This is a genomic window from Bacillus cereus group sp. BfR-BA-01379 (assembly GCF_022663605.1).
Taxonomy (GTDB): Bacteria; Bacillota; Bacilli; order Bacillales; family Bacillaceae_G; genus Bacillus_A; species Bacillus_A mobilis.
In genome coordinates, this window is the sequence record NZ_JAKUFT010000079.1 from 1 (window position 1) to 21,286 (window position 21,286).

Genomic DNA, 21,286 nt, shown 5'->3' on the forward strand with positions numbered 1-21,286 from the left:
GCGTTCATCCTGAGCCAGGATCAAACTCTCCAATAAAGTTAGTTTGTCTAGCATCTAAAAATAAAAATTGACGTTTCACGTTGTTTGTTTCGTTCAGTTTTCAAAGAACTAAAAGCGGGTGAAGAGAATCGAACTCTCGACCAGAGCTTGGAAGGCTCTTGTTTTACCACTAAACTACACCCGCGTGGTCGGGAAGACAGGATTTGAACCTGCGACCCCCTGGTCCCAAACCAGGTGCTCTACCAAGCTGAGCCACTTCCCGTTATGGCGCGCCCGAGAGGAGTCGAACCCCTAACCTCTTGATCCGTAGTCAAACGCTCTATCCAATTGAGCTACGGGCGCTTATTCATGATGTTTTTTCGTCGTTGTATTTTGGCGACTCAATTATCTTATCATACTACATTTTCAAATGCAAGTACTTTTTCAAAAAAGATTTTTGATGCGGCCGAGAGGACTTGAACCTCCACGGGGTTTCCCCCACTAGGCCCTCAACCTAGCGCGTCTGCCGTTCCGCCACGACCGCGCGGAAAAAACAAAAGTGAGCCATGAAGGATTCGAACCTTCGACCCTCTGATTAAAAGTCAGATGCTCTACCAACTGAGCTAATGGCTCGTAAATGGCTGGGCTAGCTGGATTCGAACCAGCGCATGACGGAGTCAAAGTCCGTTGCCTTACCGCTTGGCTATAGCCCATCGAAATGTTTATTTTCTTTTCAAAGACAAATGTTATTGTAACATAATGTCCAATAAAAAACAACTGCCAAATAGCAGAAGTTAAAATGGCGGTCCCGACCGGGGTCGAACCGGCGATCTCCTGCGTGACAGGCAGGCATGTTAACCACTACACCACGGGACCATTTGGTTGCGGGGACAGGATTTGAACCTGCGACCTTCGGGTTATGAGCCCGACGAGCTACCGTGCTGCTCCACCCCGCGATGATACTACTTATATAATTTATATGGTGGAGGATGACGGGATCGAACCGCCGACCCCCTGCTTGTAAGGCAGGTGCTCTCCCAGCTGAGCTAATCCTCCGAAGTGGTGACCCGTACGGGATTCGAACCCGTGTTACCGCCGTGAAAGGGCGGTGTCTTAACCACTTGACCAACGGGCCAGTATATATGGCAGAGAAGAAGGGATTCGAACCCTCGCACCGCGTTAGCGATCTACTCCCTTAGCAGGGGAGCCCCTTGAGCCACTTGGGTACTTCTCTGTATGGCTCCGCAGGTAGGACTCGAACCTACGACCGATCGGTTAACAGCCGATAGCTCTACCACTGAGCTACTGCGGAATAATAAAGACAATTTGTATCTTATAAAATTTCTCATCGTAAGTCAAGATGTTTTTTCACAGCATCTTGTACACACGTGACATGTTTATAATATACTGGATTGCGTTTTCACTGTCAAGATGTTTTCTTTATCAGCTTCAGTTTCCCTTTACACTTTCCGCAGACATATCTTGTGGTATTTATTTGACGTCTTCTTACATATTGAAGCAAACAGCCCATACATTCATACGTATAAACCTTTTTTTCCTTCTCTTCATTAATTATTCGTTTACAGAAGCGTGGCGCATCAACTTCTTTTAACAGTTCACGAAAATCTCTATCCCGGTGCTTATAGCCCTTTCCTGTAATATGTAAGTGATAATGACAAAGCTCATGTTTAATGATTCCGACTAACTCTTCTTTCCCATATATTTCGTAATATCGATAATTCAGTTCAATATTGTGTGTATTCAATAGATAACGTCCACCAGTTGTACGCAACCTACTATTAAACATAGCTTTATGTAAAAATGGCATTCCGAAGTATTGTAGTGATACTTCTTCCACCAGACGCTGTATTTCTTGTGTATCCACTCTCATTCCTCCTAAACTAAAAAATATTTTTACACTTTTCTCCTCCCTTATACATATATTAAATAGTACATATACCCATCCTCATTCAAGAAGCGTGGTTTCTAAAAACATAGCATAAATAGAAATCCACTCACCAACCTCTCATCAATAGTACCTTAGATTTTTGAGAGTAGGATTAAACAAGGAGGGATTCCTATGCCTACGTGGCTAAAAAAACAAATGCAACGCGCATATTTTGAAAAAAACCGGCATCAAATTAAATTACTAAATGAATGCTGGTTTTATTATAGCAAAATACATCAAAGCTCATAATCCATTACACGTTTTATCCCATAAAAAAAGAGCAGTTTCATCTGCTCTCTTCTCTTACTATTCAATCGGCAACATAGATAGCGCAACGCGACCTTTTTTCGTATCAATATCATCTACCCATACCTTGACGATTTGTCCGACAGATACAATATCTAACGGATGCTTCACATACTGTTTGCTCAGTTTAGAAATATGTACTAAACCATCTTGTTTTACACCTACATCAACAAAAGCACCAAAATCAACAACGTTACGAACTGTTCCTTCCAGTTCCATACCACGTTTTAAATCTTCTAATTTCAAAATCCCTTTTTTCAGAAGCGGTTTAGGTAACTCATCCCTCATGTCTCGCTCTGGACTAATGAGTGCATCTATAATATCAACTAACGTCGGTTCTCCAACTCCCGTTTCTTCCGATAACTTAGAAATCTCTACTTCTTCTAAGCTCTTTTGCAACTGCGGCTGCCCTACATCATCTTTTGATAATCCTAGAATCTTCAATAACAATTCAACATTTTTATATTGTTCTGGATGAATACCCGTTCGATCTAACGGATTTGCTCCTTCTAATATACGTAAAAAACCTATACATTGTTCATATGTCTTCGCACCTAGACGCGGTATTTTCTTTAAGTCTGTTCTTTTTGTAAATTTCCCTTCTTCTTCACGCTTTGCCACAATATTTTTCGCAACAGTTTTCGATAAACCCGAAACATATTGTAATAAAGCAACTGAAGCTGTATTTACATTCACACCGACTTGGTTAACTGCCGTCTCTACTACAAACGTTAACGATTCATTCAGCCTCTTTTGCGATACATCATGTTGATATTGTCCAACCCCAACTGATTTAGGATCAATCTTTACAAGTTCAGCAAGCGGATCTTGCAGACGTCTGCCGATAGAAACAGCACTTCTTTCTTCAACCTGTAAATCCGGGAATTCCTCACGTGCTAAATCAGAAGCCGAATACACACTCGCACCAGCCTCGTTCACAATAATATAGAAGACTTCTTGTTTCACATTTTGTAATACATCAACTATAAATTCTTCTGATTCTCTAGAAGCTGTACCATTCCCAATCGCAATCATTTCAACTTGATATTTATCTATAATAGAAAGAACTTTCGTTTTTGCATCTTCATATTTACGCACTGGTGGATGCGGATAAATAACATCAATATATAGAACTTTCCCCGTATCGTCTACAATAGCTAATTTACAACCCGTTCTATATGCAGGGTCTACAGCCAACACAACCTTCCCTTTCATCGGAGGTTGTAATAACAAATTACGTAAGTTCTCAGAGAAAATATGTATCGCTTGTTCCTCAGCTGTTTCTGTTAATTCTTTTCGAAGCTCTCTTTCAATAGAGGATTGAATTAATCGTTTATAACCATCCTCAATCGCTAACTTTACATAATGGGCACTTTTAGAATCGTTATCACGAATTACTTTCTTATATAGGAAAGTTACTATCTCATCTACCGGTGGAACAACAGAAACTCTCAATATATCTTCTTTCTCACCGCGATTCATCGCTAATACACGATGCGGTACTACCTTCTGCAACGGTTCTTCATAACTGTAATACATTTCATATATATTCTTTTCATCTTTCTCTTCATCTTTTACGGACGAAGACATAACACCTTTTCTAAAAGTAACATTTCGAATCCAACTACGATACGCCGCTTCATCTGAAACAATTTCTGCAATAATGTCTTGGGCACCTTGCAATGCCTCTTCTGCAGATTGTACTTCTTTCTCTGCGTTAATAAACTCCACTGCCTTCTGATTTGGATCTTCTTTCTTATATAACAATAGCCATTCAGCTAACGGCTCTAGTCCTTTTTCTTTCGCAATCGTTGCTTTCGTTCTTCTTTTCTCTTTATATGGACGATATAAATCTTCTACTTCTTGCAACTTTACAGCTTTAACAATTTGCTGACGTAACTCTCCTGTCAGTTTCCCCTTCTCATCAATAAGACGAAGAACCTCTTCTTTCCTATCTTCAAGCTGCATCATATATTGCCATCTCTCTAAAATCGCACGAATTTGCACTTCATCTAAAGAGCCTGTCCATTCTTTTCGGTAACGAGCAATAAATGGAACTGTGTTACCTTCTTCTGTTAATTGAATAACATGACGAACTTGCTTTTCGGTAAAGCCTAATTCCTTCACTAACATTTTCATTAACGCTTGTCGATTATCTACCATTTCCATATACAACCGTAACCTCCTCTATAATAAAAAAAAGTTGCCCTGTAAAGAGAGCAACTTAAACTGCCGATTTAAAAATCTATTAGTCCTAAACTAATTTGTAGCGCTTCATCTACACGAATCATCATCACTTCATCTAAGTGAGTGATTTTGTCCGTTAAGCGCTGCTTATCGATTGTTCGAATCTGCTCAAGTAAAATAACAGAATCTCTCTCAAAACCGTACTTTTTCGCATCAATTTCCACATGAGTGGGTAATTTAGCTTTTTGAATCTGTGCAGTAATAGCCGCTACAATCACCGTTGGACTAAAACGATTTCCGATGTCATTTTGAATGACAAGAACCGGACGAACGCCTCCTTGCTCAGAACCAACAACTGGGGAAAGGTCTGCAAAATACACGTCGCCGCGTTTTACAATCAAAATATTACCCCCCGCTAACTAAGCGTTCTACTGTATGAGCTGCTTCATACTCTGCTAAGAAAGCTTCAGATGCAATACCAAGATTAATTTTTCCCATTTCAATGTACCCACGTCGCATTGATTCATGTTGGTAGCGTTTCTTCGTCTTATGTTGACGCAATAACAGTTGTGTTGCCTGGCAAATTAGTTCATGGCGATTCTTATTCTCTTGTTTTCCAATTCCGTCCAATTCCGTTACCATTTGCTTTGGCAACCGAACCACGATTTCAGTAGTTACACTTGATTCGGACACAAAAATACACCTCCACCGTCAACTACACACCCAAATATATATATGACACCTATTGTAATAATACCATTGTATGGAGCCTGTTGCAAAGACTTCCTTATTCCTTGCTTATGTTTTCCAATTCACAAACAAAACATTCATATTCTTTTATTTTTTATCTCATTACAAACAAGAAGCGAAAGAGTTTCTCCGCAAAATTCACGTTAAATTATGTTAAACGTAACTATAAGTACAAAGCTTCTCATCAAAAATGAGCTTATTCTTAACCAATGAACAGTCCTCTCAAATGACAAGAAGCAAAACATACTACCTTCTATATATTATTCAAATAATTAATTACCTCTACAACCTTGCCATGCCGTATAAATATTCTCGGCACACGGAAACTTATCGTTGCAATAACCTCATAATTAATGGTCCCTGAGTATTCAGCAACCTCAGCAGCACTAATATACTCATCACCTTGTCTTCCAATGAGTGTAACTTTCGTACCAAGCGGCACTTCACAAGGAAGATGTATCATGAATTGATCCATTGTTACTCGACCTACAATCGGTACCCTTTTACCATTTATAAGCACTTCAAATCCTTGCAATCTTCTAAGCCATCCATCTGCATATCCAATTGCAACAGTTGCAATCCATTCTTCCGTTTTCGTTCGATAAGTGACGTTATAACTAATTCCATCCCCTTTAATCACCTGTTTAATATGAGCAACTTTCGTATGCAATGATAGCGCTGGCTCTAATTTAAACGGTAAAAAAGGGCGTATTTCTACGGATGGGGATAACCCATACATCGCAATGCCAATTCGTACTGCATTAAATGTAATCCCTTGAAAACGTAGCGTTGCAGCACTATTAGCTGTATGGACAAACTTAGGATCCACTCCGAACTCTTTCAACCAACTTAACTGCTGCAAAAATGTGTTATATTGCTTATCAAAGTAAGAAGTCTCCACCTCATCCGCTGTTGCAAAATGTGTATAAACTCCTTCTAATTCTAAAAACGGTGCACCTTCTAAACTCTTTAAAAATCCTTTTAATTCTTTGCGTTCGCGTATCCCAATTCTCCCCATACCACTATCGAAATTAATATGGTATTTCATTATAGATGAACCATCCCAAAGTTTGATCGCTTCATCCACCCATTCTTTTTGAAAAACAGTTAACGCCACATCATTTTCAGCAGCTACATTGACATCACGAGGCGGAGAAGGACCTAATACTAAAATTGGCACAGTAATACCAGCCCTTCGAAGCACTAAAGCTTCATCTAAAAAGGCAACCGCTAGCCTTGTCGCCCCCGCTTCTAATGCCGTTTTAGCTACCGGTACATAATCGTGTCCATATGCATTCGCTTTAACTACAGCAAAAATCTCTACATCACTTGGAATGAAATTTTTAATGTGTGTAATATTGTTATAGATCGCATCTAAATCCACTTCCACCCAAGTGTCACGGTAAAATGGTGATTCTTCCATAAATACACTTCCTTATACACGATATGCGAAGCTTATTCTTTTATATGCTTCTTTTATGAAATCCACCCTTCAAACTAAGAAAAGACGTGGTGCACATATATCACCACGTCTAAGAAGTTTACTTCACTTGCTTCTCTGTAACTGAACGAGCAACCATTAATAGCTCCTTCGGCTCTAAACCTTTAGACACGAGCATATATTCTACTCCGTTATGCGACCACGTTAAAGAATCTTTCGTCAATGCCCCAATTGTAAAGCCAAGATCAACTAATTCTCCGCTCACACTTATCGCTGACGAAGCCTCTGCAACTTTTGCCTTTTCTTGTATCAAAGTAAAGGATTTCTTACTTCCAGTGTATGTGAGTATCGCACGCTTGCCACTGTCTGTCTTCAACTCTTTTTCATCTTTCAAAACCATACCTTGCGGCGTATCACGCGGATACAAAATTGCAAATGGTTTGTCTTCTTTCGCTGTTGTTGGAACATCTACTTGTGCTCTAGACATATTTTGTTTCGTATCAAATGCACCTTTATCAAATTTCGCATCAAATTTCACTTTTGAGAAATCTACTTTCACAAGAACATTTTGATCATTATCCATTAACTTCACCGAAACTGGTGTTAAATCACTTTTCTTCAATGTAATCTCTTGTTTCGGTAACATGTTTTGATGTTGATAGTTTGTTTTTGTTTTAAAAATATAATACTTATCTGTTTTTTCAAAAGTAAGGTTTTTCTTATCCTGCAAAATATCTCTCACAAGGGATTCATATAAATAAGCCTGGCTACTATTTTGCGGCCAATCACTTTGGAAACGGAAACTCTTATTAAGCGCTGGCGTTAATACGAACACCCCTTCTTCATTCCTTAAAATAATTTGACTTTGATCTTTCTTCGCATTCTGCAAATTTACACGATAAAAAGAAGGTTCCTTATGCCATATTTCTACCTTATACTCTTGAGGCTCATTCCCTGTTTTAATAGATAGTTTTGCTTCAGCTTGATAACTTTTCATCCCTTTTACTTTCGCCTCTAAATCTCTCACAACATCATCTTGTTTCTTTTCCATACAACCCGCCAACACGAAAACGGTTAATAAACCGACAAGAACTAAAAACAGACGCCTTTTCATCACTTCAGCCCCTTTGCCCCTATAAATGAATGGAAGATGTACCTTCCTTATCGCTACATCAAATATATGAGACAAAGATATAAAATATGCAGACTAGCGTGACGAGCTTTCTAAAACAACTTGAGCAACAGCAAATTCTCTACTATGACTAATTGATAAATGAACAATATGCTCTGTACTTGCAACGAGAATGGGCTTACCTCTATCATCATTTCTTACTTCAATATCTAAAAAACTTACTTCTTTCCCGATACCAGTCCCTACCGCTTTTGAATACGCCTCTTTCGCTGCAAATCTTCCAGCTACAAACTCTGTAAGGCGGCTTCCCTTCAGTTCCTTAGCAACATTACGTTCACTTTCAGTTAAAATACGCTCCATAAATTTAAGTTTTCCATCTAGCATTTTTTCAATTCGATTCAATTCAATAATATCGATTCCAATCCCTACAATCATTTCAAAATCCCCTTCTTCTATTTAGCTTTCTTTTTTCATATTGTAAGAATAACAGAGAATCTTTCTGATGCAAAAGGAGTGATACTAACAACATGCTAATACCTACTATCCGCATTTCCTTACAACCAATCGTCATCACTTTACTTCTCATACAATTAGTCATGATTATGTTAGGCGACTTTTTTCTCTTTCCCCTGGCATCCTACAATGAATATATCGCTAAAGGAGAATGGTGGCGTCTCATAACTTCCTTACTTGTACATGTAGACTTACAACATTTCCTTTCTAATAGTATTTGTTTATTTGTGCTCGGCTCTTCTATCGAAAAACAACTAGGGCACTTTTCTTTCATCATTATTTTTTTCCTTTCTGGCATTCTTGGAAATATTTCTTCTTATCTTATTATGCCTCTTGAATATATTCATGCCGGGGCATCTGGTGGTATTTTCGGATTGCTAGGAGCGCAATTATTTCTATTGTATAGTCGATATCGTTCTTCCAATCCAAGAGACATTGCTATTTTTTCAATCATGATATGTATATTACTACTATTCACTTTCTTCAATCCCTCCGCTAACCCTATAAGCCATTTAACAGGATTGATCATTGGCGGTATTTGCACTCCTTTATTAGCAAAAAAATTCGATGGTGCAGAGCTTATTTAATATAAAAGCTCGCACCATCGACAATTTCTACCTCTGTTTGTTTACTTAAATCTCTCATTAATTGAAATAAAGACTCATCCTTCATCTTCGCCTCAATCATACAATCAATTTGCGGAACACTTCCCTTTATCTTTTTTAAAAAAGATAAAAAAGTATCTACGTCAATAAAGTCCGCATGTGCTCTCGGGTCTTTTCCTTCTCTAGGACTAGAAATATGCATTTTCACTGGCAACAAAGACGATTCCCACGTATGTACAACACGCGCCCAATCTTCATGCCAATCTTCTCGATCATGATTCATCATATGGTGATGCAGATCAAACACGACTGGAATATCTAACTTTTCACCTAAATACAATGTTTCTTCTAAAGAAAAGGTCGTATCATCATTTTCTAATATGACCATCTCTTGGATACCCCTTGGAACCCTTGACCAATTTTCTATAAAGCTCTCTAACGCGAGCTCCTTATCGTTATAACCTCCGCCCACATGTAATACGCATCGTTGCTTATGTTCAATTCCCATACCTTTTAATAATTTTTTATGCATCTGCAATGTCTTTACAGATTGCTTAAAAATTTTCTCCTCAGGTGAATTCAGCACAACAAAATGATCTGGATGGAAATCAATACGCATATTCATTCGAATAGCGTAATCACCTAGCACTTTTAAATTTTCTTTTAAGGGGCGAATATAGTTCCACTCTAACAACTCCTCATGATTCGCTAAAGGAACAAGCTTGGAACTAAGCCGAAAGAAAGATATATCATGCCCTTTATTATGCTTTAATAACCGTAAGCAATTTTCTAAATTCGAATTAGCAATTCTTTCGAGTTTACGAATTGCAGCCTCTCGATCATCAATTCGTTGAAACTGCGCATATGTCATCGTTTGAGATGGAGATGCGTTCTTTACATGTACACTCATCGCAACATACCCAAGTCTTACAAGCATGTAGCACCTCTTTTCTACACAAGTTATTATGTAGTATGTACAATTACAGAAATAAAAAAAGAGAATGCCAGCAAAGGGCATTCTCTTTTGTATTAAGCTTGTGGACGGCTATGATGTTTTCTTTCGCCACGTCCATTTGAAGATCCAGGGCGACCTTGACCTTCACCTTTACGACCACGGCTACCGCCATCACGATTACGATCACGGTTACCAGCATCACGATTGCGATCACGGTTACGGCCATCGCCACCACCGCGTCCATCACGATTGCGATCACGGTTACGACCATCGCCACCGCCGCGTCCGTCACGACTACGATTACGGTTACCATCACGGTATCCGCCTCCGTTACCGCCGCGTTTTTTAGAACCGCCACCTCTTGAAACAACTGGTGGTTCTGATGTTAAAGCGATTGGAGTTGTATCTGGCTCTTTTGTCATCATTTTTAAAGCAGCAGCTACTACTGTTACAGAGTCGTTCTCTTCTAACATTTCTTCTGCAATACGCTTGTAGTATGATAAATTCTCATTTTGAATTGTGCTTTGAAGTTTTTCAGCGATTAAACGTTGTTGACCTTCTAATGCCTCGTCAAGTGTCGGTGCTTCCATACGATCAACTTTACGTTTTGTTGTGCGCTCGATATTTTTTAATTGTCCTGATTCACGTGGTGTTACAAATAACATTGCAATACCTTTTTTACCTGCACGACCAGTACGACCGATACGGTGAACGTATGATTCTGGATCTTGTGGGATATCGAAGTTATATACGTGTGTTACGCCTGAAATATCAAGACCACGTGCAGCAACGTCTGTTGCAACAAGAACTTCAATAGCACCTTCTTTAAATTTACGTAGTACAGACATACGCTTCGCTTGTGTTAAGTCACCATGAATACCTTCTGCTGCATAACCACGTAAGTTTAACGCTTCTGATAATTCATCAACACGACGCTTTGTACGACCGAATACGATTGCAAGCTCTGGAGATTGAATATCTAGTAAGCGTGTTAACACGTCAAACTTTTTCTTTTCTTGCACTTCTAAATAGAACTGCTGAATGTTTGGCATTGTTACTTCTTTTGCTTTTACTTTAATGTGTTGAGGCTCAGTCATGAAACGCTCAGCAATACGACGGATTGGATCTGGCATTGTCGCTGAGAATAATAATGTTTGATGTGTTTCTGGCACATCTGTTAAAATCGCTTCAATATCTTCAATGAAGCCCATGTTTAACATTTCATCCGCTTCGTCAAGAACAACAGTCTCTACGTTTTGTAAGCGAAGTGTTTTACGGTTAATATGATCTAAAATACGACCCGGCGTACCAACAATAATGTGTGGGTGTTTTTTTAGAGCACGAATTTGGCGGTTAATATCTTGACCACCATAGATTGGTAAAATACGAACGCGTTTATGTTTACCAATTTTGTATAGCTCTTCTCCAACTTGAATTGCTAATTCACGCGTTGGCGCGATAACAATACCTTGAACGGCTTCTTTATTTGTATCCACTTTATCTAGTAGTGGTAATCCGAATGCTGCTGTTTTCCCTGTACCTGTTTGCGCTTGCCCAATAATATCTTTACCTTGCAATGCATGTGGAATTGTTTCAGCTTGAATCGGCGTAGCCTCTTCAAAGCCCATGCTTTCAACAGATTGCAGTAAAGACTCACTTAATCCTAATTCTCGAAATGTTGTCAATGTTACTTCTCCTTTTCTATCCTATACTTATCATTTAAAAAAAGGCGTTTTCCGAATTTGCGGAAAAGCCCTTTTCCTGAATGCTCACGTATATAAACGGGCGTATATTCTTCGCGAAAATACTTCTAAACGTTATTACACTTTATCAATTATAAGTTTTGTATGTGTAAAAAGCAAACCCAACTGTTACCTTATTTTCATATTCAGAGTTTTTTTCTTCACTTTTATTTTTTTATATTTACTGTAAGCGCTTATTATAAGTTTCTTCTATTTTCGTAGCTATCATCCCTATTTATATACACCAATTATTTCAACATCGTAATTATTTCTTCCAATTTCATACCGCGAGATGCTTTTACTAATACAACATCTTTTGCATCGACTACTGCTTGCAACTCTTTCACTAACTCTTCTTTATTATCATACGCCTTTACACGTTCATTAGGGAAATTAATTTTCGCTCCTTCAGCAATTTGAGCCCCTAATTTACCATATGTGAACACATATGAGATTTTTGCTGGATCGATTAATTTACCTACTTCATAATGAAACTGTACCTCTTGATTTCCAAGCTCTAACATATCACCGAGTACAACAATCTTTTTAGCAAATCCATCTAAACCATTCATTAAATGGAATGCTGCTTCCATAGCCGTTGGACTCGCATTATAGGCATCATTGATAATTGTTAAACCACTATTTGTTTTTACAATCTCCATACGCATGCCTGTCATTTGAAGTGTAACTAAACCTTCTTTCATCTCTTCCCACGTTACACCGAGATGTTTCGCAATTGCCATTGAAGCAAGCGTATTGTACACATTATGTTTTCCTAATACCGGTAGATAGAATGAAATATTTTCTTCTCTATTCATTTTAAAGTGTGTCCCAGTTGCCTGTAATGTTACAGTCGTCGGATAGTAATCATTTGCTCTAGCGTCACCAAACGTAACTGTTTCAGCTATTAAATTCATTTCAGGAACACGATTTGTTAATAATGGCTCATCTCCGTTATATACGAATACTCCACCTTCTTGTAATCCTGTTACAATTTCTAATTTCGCTTCAGCAATCGCCTCACGAGAGCCTAAGTCCATTAAATGTGCCTCACCAATGTTCGTAATAATAGCTGCATTTGGCCGTGCTAACTTAGATAAGAATTCAATTTCCCCTCGGCTTGACATACCCATTTCTAATACAGCTACTTCTGTAGTTTCTTCTAAGTTTAAAATAGTAAGCGGTAACCCGATATGGTTATTGAAGTTGCCTTCTGTTTTTTGAACTTTGAATTTAGTCGCAAGAAGACTTGTTACAATATCTTTTGTAGATGTTTTACCGTTACTACCCGTCACACCAATAACTTTCACATCCAATTGATCGCGATAATTTTTCGCTAACATTTGTAATGCCGATAGCGTGTCTTCTACAAAAATAACTGGAAGATTCTCGGGTGGATTTGCTACATCTTTCATCCATAATGTCGCCACAGCTCCATTTTCAACAGCTTTGTCTACAAAAGCATGTCCATCGAAACGTTCACCTTGAATTGGAACATATAAGTTTCCCTTTTCAATTTTTCTCGTATCAATAGACACTCCTTGTATAGTAATCCCCTCATATTGCTCTGCTAATCCCGTGCCATTTACCATCTGTTCCACTTGTTTTAACGTTCGATTTATCATGAAAACACTCCTTACATAGAGGAAGCACTATTCCTGCGAATAGTGCCTCCTCCTTTTTTGTTAGATTGTATATTTAATTTTTTGTTTTTCCTCGTGACGCGCAATTGCTAAATTGATTAGCTCTTCAATTAATTCCGGATACGGTAATCCAGTATGTTGCCATAATAGAGGGAACATACTAAACGGCGTAAATCCTGGCATCGTATTCACTTCGTTAATATATACTTCTCCATCTTTCGTTAAAAAGAAATCAGCTCTTGTTAAGCCAGCACCATCTAACGATTGGAATGCAATAATTGCATCTCGCTTAATAACGTTAGACTCTTCTTCTGTCATTTCAGCTGGAATAATTAACGCTGTATCGCCATCGATGTATTTCGACTTATAATCATAGAAGTCTTTTTTCGGTACGATTTCACCTACAACTGAACATTTCGGCTCATCATTACCTAGTACACCAACTTCTACTTCACGTCCAACAATATTTTCTTCTACAATAATTTTACGGTCAAATTGGAACGCCTCTTCAAATGCATTCTCAAGTTCTTCGCGATTTTTACACTTATTAATACCAACACTTGAACCAAGGTTTGCTGGTTTTACGAAGCAAGGATATCCTAATACTTCTTCTACTTTTTCATATGCTGTTTCACGATCTTTTTCCCATGTGCTACGAATGAATGATGCATATTTTGCTTGTTTCAATCCAGCCTCTGCAAAGATGTTTTTCATAACAACTTTATCCATACCAGCAGCAGATGCTAAAACACCATTTCCTACATAAGGAATGTTCATTAATTCTAATAATCCTTGAACTGTTCCATCTTCACCATTTGGTCCATGTAGTAATGGGAAAATAACGTCAATAGCATTTTCCTCAGAAGCTGCAGATGGAATGATTTCTGTGCTTAATGATAACGGAGAAATCGCATTTTCTGCACCGCTCATTTTTAGAACTTCAACATCTGTTACTTCACCTTCAATACGCTCACCGCGCACCCATTGACCTTGTTCTGTAATATAAATTGGATGAATCTCGAATTTATCTTGATTTAATGCTTTAATAGCAGCAAGAGCCGTTTGTAGCGAAACTTGATGCTCAGCTGATTTTCCACCATATAATAAACCTAATTTAATTTTTGTCACTGAAATCACCCTAACCAATTGTTTTCATTTTTCTATTTTAGCACTTTTTATAAAAATAGGTAGTTCCTATTTGAAATAAAATGTAACTTCTACAAATAAATAAATGACACCACTTATTGGTTTTCTATACTTTTTCCACTTAAATTTCTTCATACATATATAAAATTACAGCTCAATCTAGTTATGTACCTAGAATATGTAGAAATCCCCTTTTCGTGTATGTCATCTACTCATTAAGAAGATTGCTTAGTCAGTGTGCCTTTTTGCCTTTGTTCAACGAGACGATCTAAAGAAACATATACAATACCTGCAACTACACATCCTATAGCTAAAATTGTAAATAGCAAGTGGCCAAGTAATTGATCTAATAAAAAACCTCCCAAAAGTGGACCGAGTGCGCCTCCTGTAATCCACTGCAAACTCGCAGCTCCCATATAAGTCCCTCTCAAATGCTCAGGAGCCAAATTCGCTACAAACGTCATCTGTACAGGCGACATAATCATCTCACCTAATGTATATATGGTATAAACAAACAGCAACGTTATTAAAATAATCGTAGCATTTGCATCAAATTCTCCAAACCACTTCGGTAACCATCCTATAAAGAACAAACCAATCCCGAACAAACATGCACCATATAACATCGTTTTGCCGACAGGTTTATCTGTGGCCCATTTTGAAATTTGAAACTGGAACAACACAACTAATAGTCCATTTAAAGCCATTAAATATGGATATGGATTGTTAGTACCAAAGATACCCTTCATTTCGTTATCAAAGTGTAGCGGCAACATGCCTTCTGTTTGAGAAAATCCCATCGAAACAATGATACCTGCTAATAAGTAAATCATTAACACTTTGTCTTGAAATACAATTTTCCAAACTGCTACTGTTTTTTCATCTTTATTCTCTGGATTTTCATCCGTAACTTTCGGCATTGTTTCTTGAATAAGAAATAACACCATTAGTGCATAAAACAGCATTGTGGATGAAGCAATAATAAACACAACATTTTTTGAAAGTACCACCACCGATGCCCCTATTATCGGCCCAATCGCAGCACCAATATTATATCCCATCCGCAATAAACCGTATGCCTCGGTTCTCTTTTCAGGCGCTGTTACATCCGCAACCATTGCTGATGCAGCGGGATGAAATAATGAATTACTGAGCCCTAAAAAAATAGATAAAATAGCATAAGGAATAAATCCTTCTATAAATAAAAAACCTAGCATGAACAATGCATTACTCACCATTGACAAGATCATGATTGGCTTTCTTCCATATATATCAGCAATCCTCCCACCAAGAAGAGAACCGAAACTTGCAGCAATCGGAGAAAGTGCCATAATAACTCCTACTTCTAATAACGAATCCACCTTATCTTTTAAATATAACGCAAAAAAGGGCATCAACATCATCATTGCAATTCCATTTAACGTTTCGCCAATAAACCGAATCCATATGTTTCGGTCCATTTCTCGTAAATCCCGCCACGTATTTTTCATATTTCTCCCCCCTTTAGTTCACCATTAATTATCTTATAATCAAATCAGAAAAATGTAAATTTTCAGAACAAAAAATCCACCCTAACAGAATTAGGATGGATTTTTCAACTTATAAATTTGCTGCATCTTCTTCGTCTTTACTATTATTTAAAGCACTATGTTTTCGGCTATATAAGAAGTAAACTGCAACACCGATAATCATCCATACCCCAAAACTAATCCAAGCCGTTCCAGATAATTGAAGCATTAAGTATAAACAAAAAATCACTGTTAATGCTGGTAAAAATGGTACAAGCGGTGCCTTAAATGCTCTTGGTAAATCTGGATGAGTTCTTCTCATTACAATAACAGCTACAGCTACAAGTGCAAAGGCTGATAAAGTCCCCATATTTACAAGATGCGCTAACACATTTAAATCTATTAATCCTGAAATAAGTGCTGCAATAATTCCTGTTGTCCATGTATTTAAAAATGGTGTTTTAAATTTTGGATGGACTTTAGCAAGACGCTTCGGCAATAATCCATCTCTACTCATTGCATACGAAACACGTACTTGCCCATACATCATAACTAACATTACTGTTGTAATTCCCGTAATTGCTCCTACTGAAATTACTCCTGCTAAACTATCTTGTCCAATAAATTGAAGCGCAAAAGCAACTGGATCTGATATATTCAACTGTCCGTATGGAACAATCCCTGTCAAAATAAGTGAAACGACAATATAAAGAACCGTACAAATTAATAAAGATGCAATAATGCCAATTGGTAAATCACGTTGTGGACGTTTCACTTCTTCTGCGGCCGTTGAAACTGCATCAAACCCTATGAATGCGAAAAACACTGTAGCAGCTCCTGCCATTACACCATCTAAGCCAAACGGCATAAAAGGTGTCCAATTTTCAGGTTTTACATAATTAAAACCAGCAAAGATAAATATGAGAACAACCGCTAATTTAATAAACACCATAATGTTATTTATTCGTGCACTTTCACGAACACCTCTAGATAAAAGAACTGTCATTACTAAAATAATTAGAACCGCAGGTAAATCAATTATTCCACCCTTTCCTGTACCAGGGGCCGAGGAGAGAATGGTAGGAATATGGATTCCAAATCCCTTTAATAAAGATTGAAAATAAGCAGACCAACCGTTTGCTACAGCAGATGTAGCGAGTAAATACTCAAGCATTAAGTCCCATCCAATTAAAAATGCGAATACCTCTCCCATCGTCGCATATGTGTACGTATACACACTGCCTGAGACAGGAACTGAAGAAGCGAATTCAGCATAGCAAAATGCAGCAAAGGCACAGGCTAACGCGGCTATCGCAAATGATAATATAATAGCTGGTCCAGAATGTTTTGCTGCTACCACGCCTGTTAGAACAAAAATACCTGTTCCAACAATTGCCCCGATTCCAAGCATAGTTAAATCCAATGCACCCAATGTTCTTGCTAAAGTCTTTTGCTTACTCTCTTGCATTAACTTTGCAATAGGCTTCTTTTGAAAAATTTGCTTCATAGCATGCTCCTCCAAGTTTTAAATTTTCTGAAAATTTTTAATTCGCTTTTTTATTTTACTAATAGCACTTTCCCCAGTCAATACTTTTGTCGAAATAAGTAGAAATCTTTCGGAACATACAATAATCCTTATCATTGTTTCTATATATCTTTCCATATTTTTTTTTGGTATTATTATACATGTCGATTCCATAAAAGAGGCATGCTCCCTTAGTGAGCATGCCTCTTTTTACCTATTTCACAGTATGTGAACCTTCTTCAATCCAGCTATACATATACTTTTCATCTTCTGTTTCATGTGCTTGTTTTACAATACGAAGCGGACGGAATGTGTCTATCATAACAGCTAGTTCAAGCGTTTCTTTCTTCCCTATACTTCCCTCTGTTTTCCCAGGGTGCGGCCCATGCGGAATTCCGCTCGGATGAAGTGTAATAGAACCTTCTTCCACACCTTTCCGGCTCATAAAGTTTCCTTCTACATAGTACAGTACTTCATCACTATTCACGTTACTATGATAATATGGTGCCGGAATAGATTCTGGATGATAGTCGTATAAACGTGGTACGAAAGAGCAAATAACGAAATTGTGACCTTCGAACGTTTGATGTACTGGAGGCGGCTGATGAATACGACCTGTGATTGGTTCAAAGTCCTCTACATTAAAGACCCACGGGTATAAATAGCCATCCCAACCAACAACATCTAACGGATGGTGCCCTAAAACATGTTTATGCATATATCCCCGCGACTTTGTCATTACGACAAACTCACCTTTTTCATCATACGTCTCTAATTTTTCAGGACCACGAATATCTCTCTCACAAAACGGACTATGCTCTAGCAATTGTCCGTATTCATTACGATAGCGACGCGGTGTTGTAATTTGACTATTTGCCTCTACAACAAGAAACTTAGTCTCTCCTTCATCTGGAATAACACGATAGATTGTTCCAATTGGAATCGTTACATAATCACCTTTTCGATAGTGAATCGTCCCAAACATCGTTTCAATTTTCCCTGTTCCGTAATGAACAAATAACATTTCATCGCCATCACCATTACGGTAGAAATAGTCCATTTTTTCTGTTGGAGTCACTACTCCAATTAATAAATCCTCATTCCCAAGCATAAAGTTTCTTCCGCTTACTGCATCGCCAGTTTTTTTATTTTCTTTCGTGCGAAAATGACGATGAGCAAGAGCTACATCTTCTTCATACTGCAACTGACAAGAATGAGATAATGCCGCATGCCCTACTTCCGTTGGCATATATTGATGGTACAAAATAGACTGCGTACCAGAAAAACCTTTCGTTCCCATTACCTGTTCGCGATAGAGCGATCCATCCTTTTTACGGAATTGTACATGTCGTTTATGAGGTAGCTCCCCCATGTGACGATAAAACATGCCCATCACCTGCTTCCATTTCTTTTTTGACCGTATTACGTAACGTACCTAAACCAGTAATCGTAAGTTCTACAACATCTCCATCTTGCAGCCACTCTTCCGTACCCAGCTCTAAAATACAACCTGTTCCTACTGTCCCAGAACCAATCACATCGCCTGGATATAGCGTAACGTCTTCTGAAGCACGTTCAATCATTTCAGCAAATGTATAGTAAATATCTTGGGAATTCCCCTTTGATAATAGCTTCCCATTTACATGAGCAGCCATCTCTAACTCATAACGGTCACCGTTACGATAAACATCGAGTTCCTCTTTCGTAACAAGGTGCGCTCCTAATGAAGTTGCAAAATCTTTTCCTTTTGCCGGACCGAGTCCTACCTTCATTTCCGTTGCTTGTAAGTCCCTTGCACTCCAGTCATTCATAATACAATAACCAAAAATATATTCTTCTGCTTGCTCACGAGAAATATTTCTTCCCTCTTTCCCAATGACGCAAGCAATCTCTAGCTCATAATCAAGTTTTTTAGATTTCTTCGGACCGATTACAAAATCATCCGGACCAATTACAGCACGATGGTTCGTAAAATAAAAAACCGGGAAATCATACCATTCAGGTACAACATCCAGCCCTCTTCGGCCGCGTGCTGTTTTTACATGCTGTTCAAACGCGTAAAAATCCCGAATACTACTCGGATTAGGAATTGCCGCCGCTAATTGTACTTCCTCTAAGGAATATACACCCTTTTCCGGATTCTTAATCTTACGCAATACTTCTACATACTCATCGGCTTTCTCTAAAAAGGCGAACATAGAAGAAGGTAATTTCCCATCACTAGCAAGATTCATATCAATTACTTTGTCACCTTCAAGCCATCCAGCTCGCATTTCTTTCGAAGGAAGACGAAATGTAACAAATTTCATCATGATTCCTCCCTATGAAAATGAAATTTCCACCAGCAAAAAGACTTTTGCTGGTGGATACAAATCTTATAAGTTTCCGCGACGTTCTTGTTCTCTTTCAATTGATTCGAATAATGCTTTAAAGTTCCCTTCTCCAAATCCGCGAGAACCTTTACGTTGAATGATTTCAATAAATAAAGTTGGACGATCTACAATTGGTTTCGTAAAGATTTGTAGTAAGTATCCTTCCTCATCACGATCTACTAAAATCTTTAATTCTTTTAATCTATCAATTTCCTCATCAATTTTTCCAACTCGTGCACTTAACTCATCATAATAAGTATCAGGTGTATCTAAAAACTCCACACCATTTGCACGCAGCGCTTCCACTGTTTTAACGATATCGCTTGTTAGTAAAGCAAGATGTTGTACCCCCGCTCCATTGTAGAACTCTAAATACTCTTGAATTTGCGACTTTCTCTTTCCATCTGCTGGCTCGTTAATAGGGAACTTAATACGACTTCCATTCGTCATTACTTTTGACATTAACGCTGAGTACTCTGTACTAATATCGTCATCATCAAAATGAATCATTTGTTTAAAGCCCATAACGTTCTCGTAATAACTAACCCACTCTTCCATTTTTTCAACATTACCAACTACGTGGTCTACAGCAATTAAACCTGACTCTTCAAACGGAATATTAAACTCCACCTGTTGGAATCCCGGCATAAATGTTCCTTTATAATTTTTACGCTCTACAAGCGTGTGAATTGTATCACCATACGTACCAATAACTGCTTTTTTCAGTGTACCGTTCTCGTCTGTTAATTCCACAGGTGGAGCAATCGCAACAGCACCACGTTTCACTGCTTCCGAGTATGCCTTATCAACATCATCAACAAGTAATGCCACATCTTTCACGCCATCACCATGAGTCTTTACAAACTCTGCAATACGATTGTCGCTACTTAAAGCTCCAGACACAACAAAACGCATATTTTTTTGCACAAGAACATAAGATACCTTTTCACGGTTACCAGTTTCTAACCCAGAGTAAGCCACAATTTTGAATCCGAATGCTCTCGCAAGGTAATAACTTGATTGCTTTGCATTTCCTACGTAAAATTCCAAATGATCTACATCACGTACTGGAAAAAAGTCCTCCATTTGTGCAGCTAGCGTATCCATAGATTTTTGTTTCATAAAATCCTCATCCCCCTGTAAATAGATTAAATGGTCCATGCTATAAACCAACCGAAAACGCTTCCAACATCAATTAATAGAAATTAGTTAGCAAGCTAACAAATTCTGACCTTTAAAATTTTCTATCTTTTCTGTCAAATTCCTCTTTTTTTCTTACATATAAAATTCGACTTTTTTCTCTTTACATGACGGAAGGAGTATTCATACTTGAAGGTATATATAAGAGGAAAACAAAAAAGACCCCAACATATTAACTACTTACTAATATGCTAGAGTCTTTATTTTTTTTGAATGATTGTATTTATATATATCATACTAATATATTTGCAAGGAATAGAATAAATGATGTTAATACTACCGCTCCACCTAATGATCCTAATAAATCTGTTTTTGTTACTTGTAACACTTGTTC

Annotated in this window: 19 protein-coding genes and 12 tRNA genes; 2 read left to right on the forward strand and 29 right to left on the reverse strand. The window is 38.0% G+C overall.

What is annotated here, in order from left to right; translation table 11 throughout:
• Positions 1-113 precede the first annotated feature (113 nt).
• The 13 genes from MR113_RS22680 to MR113_RS22740 all read right to left on the reverse strand — a co-directional run bounded on the left by MR113_RS22680 (position 114) and on the right by MR113_RS22740 (position 1,864).
• Positions 114-184: transfer RNA gene (locus tag MR113_RS22680), tRNA-Gly, on the reverse strand.
• Between the two features lies 1 nt (position 185).
• A tRNA-Pro gene (locus MR113_RS22685) sits at positions 186-262 on the reverse strand.
• A gap of 3 nt (positions 263-265) precedes the next feature.
• Positions 266-342: transfer RNA gene (locus MR113_RS22690), tRNA-Arg, on the reverse strand.
• 98 nt (positions 343-440) lie between these two features.
• A tRNA-Leu gene (locus MR113_RS22695) sits at positions 441-523 on the reverse strand.
• A 16-nt stretch (positions 524-539) separates the two neighbouring features.
• Positions 540-612, reverse strand: a tRNA-Lys gene (locus tag MR113_RS22700).
• 5 nt (positions 613-617) lie between these two features.
• Positions 618-692, reverse strand: a tRNA-Gln gene (locus MR113_RS22705).
• 87 nt (positions 693-779) lie between these two features.
• Positions 780-855, reverse strand: a tRNA-Asp gene (locus MR113_RS22710).
• A gap of 3 nt (positions 856-858) precedes the next feature.
• Positions 859-935 (reverse strand) — tRNA-Met (locus MR113_RS22715).
• Between the two features lie 24 nt (positions 936-959).
• A tRNA-Val gene (locus MR113_RS22720) sits at positions 960-1,035 on the reverse strand.
• A gap of 4 nt (positions 1,036-1,039) precedes the next feature.
• Positions 1,040-1,114 (reverse strand) — tRNA-Glu (locus MR113_RS22725).
• A gap of 8 nt (positions 1,115-1,122) precedes the next feature.
• Positions 1,123-1,213 (reverse strand) — tRNA-Ser (locus MR113_RS22730).
• A 3-nt stretch (positions 1,214-1,216) separates the two neighbouring features.
• A tRNA-Asn gene (locus tag MR113_RS22735) sits at positions 1,217-1,291 on the reverse strand.
• Positions 1,292-1,405: 114 nt separating this feature from the next.
• Positions 1,406-1,864 carry a SprT family protein gene (locus MR113_RS22740; RefSeq protein WP_242256947.1) on the reverse strand — a complete coding sequence of 153 codons (459 nt, stop codon included), beginning with the start codon at positions 1,862-1,864 and terminating at the stop codon, positions 1,406-1,408.
• Positions 1,865-2,059: 195 nt separating this feature from the next.
• Between MR113_RS22740 and cmpA the strand changes: the two genes are divergently transcribed.
• Positions 2,060-2,176: a cortex morphogenetic protein CmpA gene (cmpA, locus tag MR113_RS22745; protein ID WP_001143639.1), complete on the forward strand. Its 117-nt coding sequence runs from the start codon at positions 2,060-2,062 to the stop codon at positions 2,174-2,176.
• Between the two features lie 57 nt (positions 2,177-2,233).
• On the opposite strand, the gene MR113_RS22750 is transcribed toward cmpA, so the two are convergent.
• From MR113_RS22750 to acpS, 6 genes are all read right to left on the reverse strand, one after another.
• Positions 2,234-4,402: a Tex family protein gene (locus MR113_RS22750; protein ID WP_242256948.1), complete on the reverse strand. Its 2,169-nt coding sequence runs from the start codon at positions 4,400-4,402 to the stop codon at positions 2,234-2,236.
• A gap of 68 nt (positions 4,403-4,470) precedes the next feature.
• Positions 4,471-4,821 carry a type II toxin-antitoxin system endoribonuclease NdoA gene (gene ndoA, locus MR113_RS22755; protein ID WP_000635963.1) on the reverse strand — a complete coding sequence of 117 codons (351 nt, stop codon included), beginning with the start codon at positions 4,819-4,821 and terminating at the stop codon, positions 4,471-4,473.
• Between the two features lie 4 nt (positions 4,822-4,825).
• A complete protein-coding gene (locus MR113_RS22760) occupies positions 4,826-5,113 on the reverse strand; it encodes an antitoxin EndoAI (protein ID WP_000004570.1) in 288 nt (95 codons plus the stop codon).
• A gap of 310 nt (positions 5,114-5,423) precedes the next feature.
• Positions 5,424-6,593 carry an alanine racemase gene (gene alr, locus MR113_RS22765; protein ID WP_242256949.1) on the reverse strand — a complete coding sequence of 390 codons (1,170 nt, stop codon included), beginning with the start codon at positions 6,591-6,593 and terminating at the stop codon, positions 5,424-5,426.
• 118 nt (positions 6,594-6,711) lie between these two features.
• On the reverse strand, positions 6,712-7,662 hold the full coding sequence (locus MR113_RS22770; RefSeq protein WP_033656280.1) for a LolA family protein: 951 nt from the start codon (positions 7,660-7,662) through the stop codon (positions 6,712-6,714).
• A 156-nt stretch (positions 7,663-7,818) separates the two neighbouring features.
• Positions 7,819-8,178, reverse strand: a complete 360-nt coding sequence (gene acpS, locus MR113_RS22775) for a holo-ACP synthase (protein ID WP_242256950.1) — start codon at positions 8,176-8,178, stop codon at positions 7,819-7,821.
• 92 nt (positions 8,179-8,270) lie between these two features.
• Between acpS and MR113_RS22780 the strand changes: the two genes are divergently transcribed.
• Positions 8,271-8,843 carry a rhomboid family intramembrane serine protease gene (locus MR113_RS22780; RefSeq protein ID WP_242256951.1) on the forward strand — a complete coding sequence of 191 codons (573 nt, stop codon included), beginning with the start codon at positions 8,271-8,273 and terminating at the stop codon, positions 8,841-8,843.
• On the opposite strand, the gene uvsE is transcribed toward MR113_RS22780, so the two are convergent.
• The 10 genes from uvsE to MR113_RS22830 all read right to left on the reverse strand — a co-directional run.
• A complete protein-coding gene (gene uvsE / locus MR113_RS22785; protein WP_242256952.1) occupies positions 8,836-9,798 on the reverse strand; it encodes a UV DNA damage repair endonuclease UvsE in 963 nt (320 codons plus the stop codon). The two genes, MR113_RS22780 and uvsE, sit on opposite strands and share 8 nt — an antisense overlap.
• A gap of 92 nt (positions 9,799-9,890) precedes the next feature.
• Positions 9,891-11,501: a degradosome RNA helicase CshA gene (gene cshA / locus MR113_RS22790; protein ID WP_061680008.1), complete on the reverse strand. Its 1,611-nt coding sequence runs from the start codon at positions 11,499-11,501 to the stop codon at positions 9,891-9,893.
• A gap of 305 nt (positions 11,502-11,806) precedes the next feature.
• On the reverse strand, positions 11,807-13,183 hold the full coding sequence (gene murF / locus MR113_RS22795; protein WP_242256953.1) for a UDP-N-acetylmuramoyl-tripeptide--D-alanyl-D-alanine ligase: 1,377 nt from the start codon (positions 13,181-13,183) through the stop codon (positions 11,807-11,809).
• 60 nt (positions 13,184-13,243) lie between these two features.
• The gene (locus MR113_RS22800; RefSeq protein ID WP_242256954.1) at positions 13,244-14,329 is read right to left on the reverse strand and encodes a D-alanine--D-alanine ligase; all 1,086 of its coding nucleotides are present in this window, start codon (positions 14,327-14,329) and stop codon (positions 13,244-13,246) included.
• 233 nt (positions 14,330-14,562) lie between these two features.
• On the reverse strand, positions 14,563-15,837 hold the full coding sequence (locus MR113_RS22805) for an MDR family MFS transporter (RefSeq protein WP_242256955.1): 1,275 nt from the start codon (positions 15,835-15,837) through the stop codon (positions 14,563-14,565).
• 109 nt (positions 15,838-15,946) lie between these two features.
• Complete coding sequence (locus MR113_RS22810; RefSeq protein WP_242256956.1) at positions 15,947-17,362, reverse strand: branched-chain amino acid transporter BcaP; 1,416 nt, start codon at positions 17,360-17,362, stop codon at positions 15,947-15,949.
• 232 nt (positions 17,363-17,594) lie between these two features.
• A complete protein-coding gene (locus tag MR113_RS22815; protein ID WP_242256957.1) occupies positions 17,595-18,767 on the reverse strand; it encodes a homogentisate 1,2-dioxygenase in 1,173 nt (390 codons plus the stop codon).
• The gene (locus MR113_RS22820) at positions 18,733-19,689 is read right to left on the reverse strand and encodes a fumarylacetoacetate hydrolase family protein (RefSeq protein ID WP_242256958.1); all 957 of its coding nucleotides are present in this window, start codon (positions 19,687-19,689) and stop codon (positions 18,733-18,735) included. Before MR113_RS22820 ends, MR113_RS22815 begins: the two co-directional genes overlap by 35 nt.
• A gap of 66 nt (positions 19,690-19,755) precedes the next feature.
• On the reverse strand, positions 19,756-20,874 hold the full coding sequence (gene hppD, locus MR113_RS22825) for a 4-hydroxyphenylpyruvate dioxygenase (protein ID WP_061680014.1): 1,119 nt from the start codon (positions 20,872-20,874) through the stop codon (positions 19,756-19,758).
• 310 nt (positions 20,875-21,184) lie between these two features.
• Positions 21,185-21,286, reverse strand: a 102-nt coding sequence (locus tag MR113_RS22830) for a DUF3948 family protein (RefSeq protein ID WP_242256959.1), incomplete at its 5' end; no start/stop codon positions are given.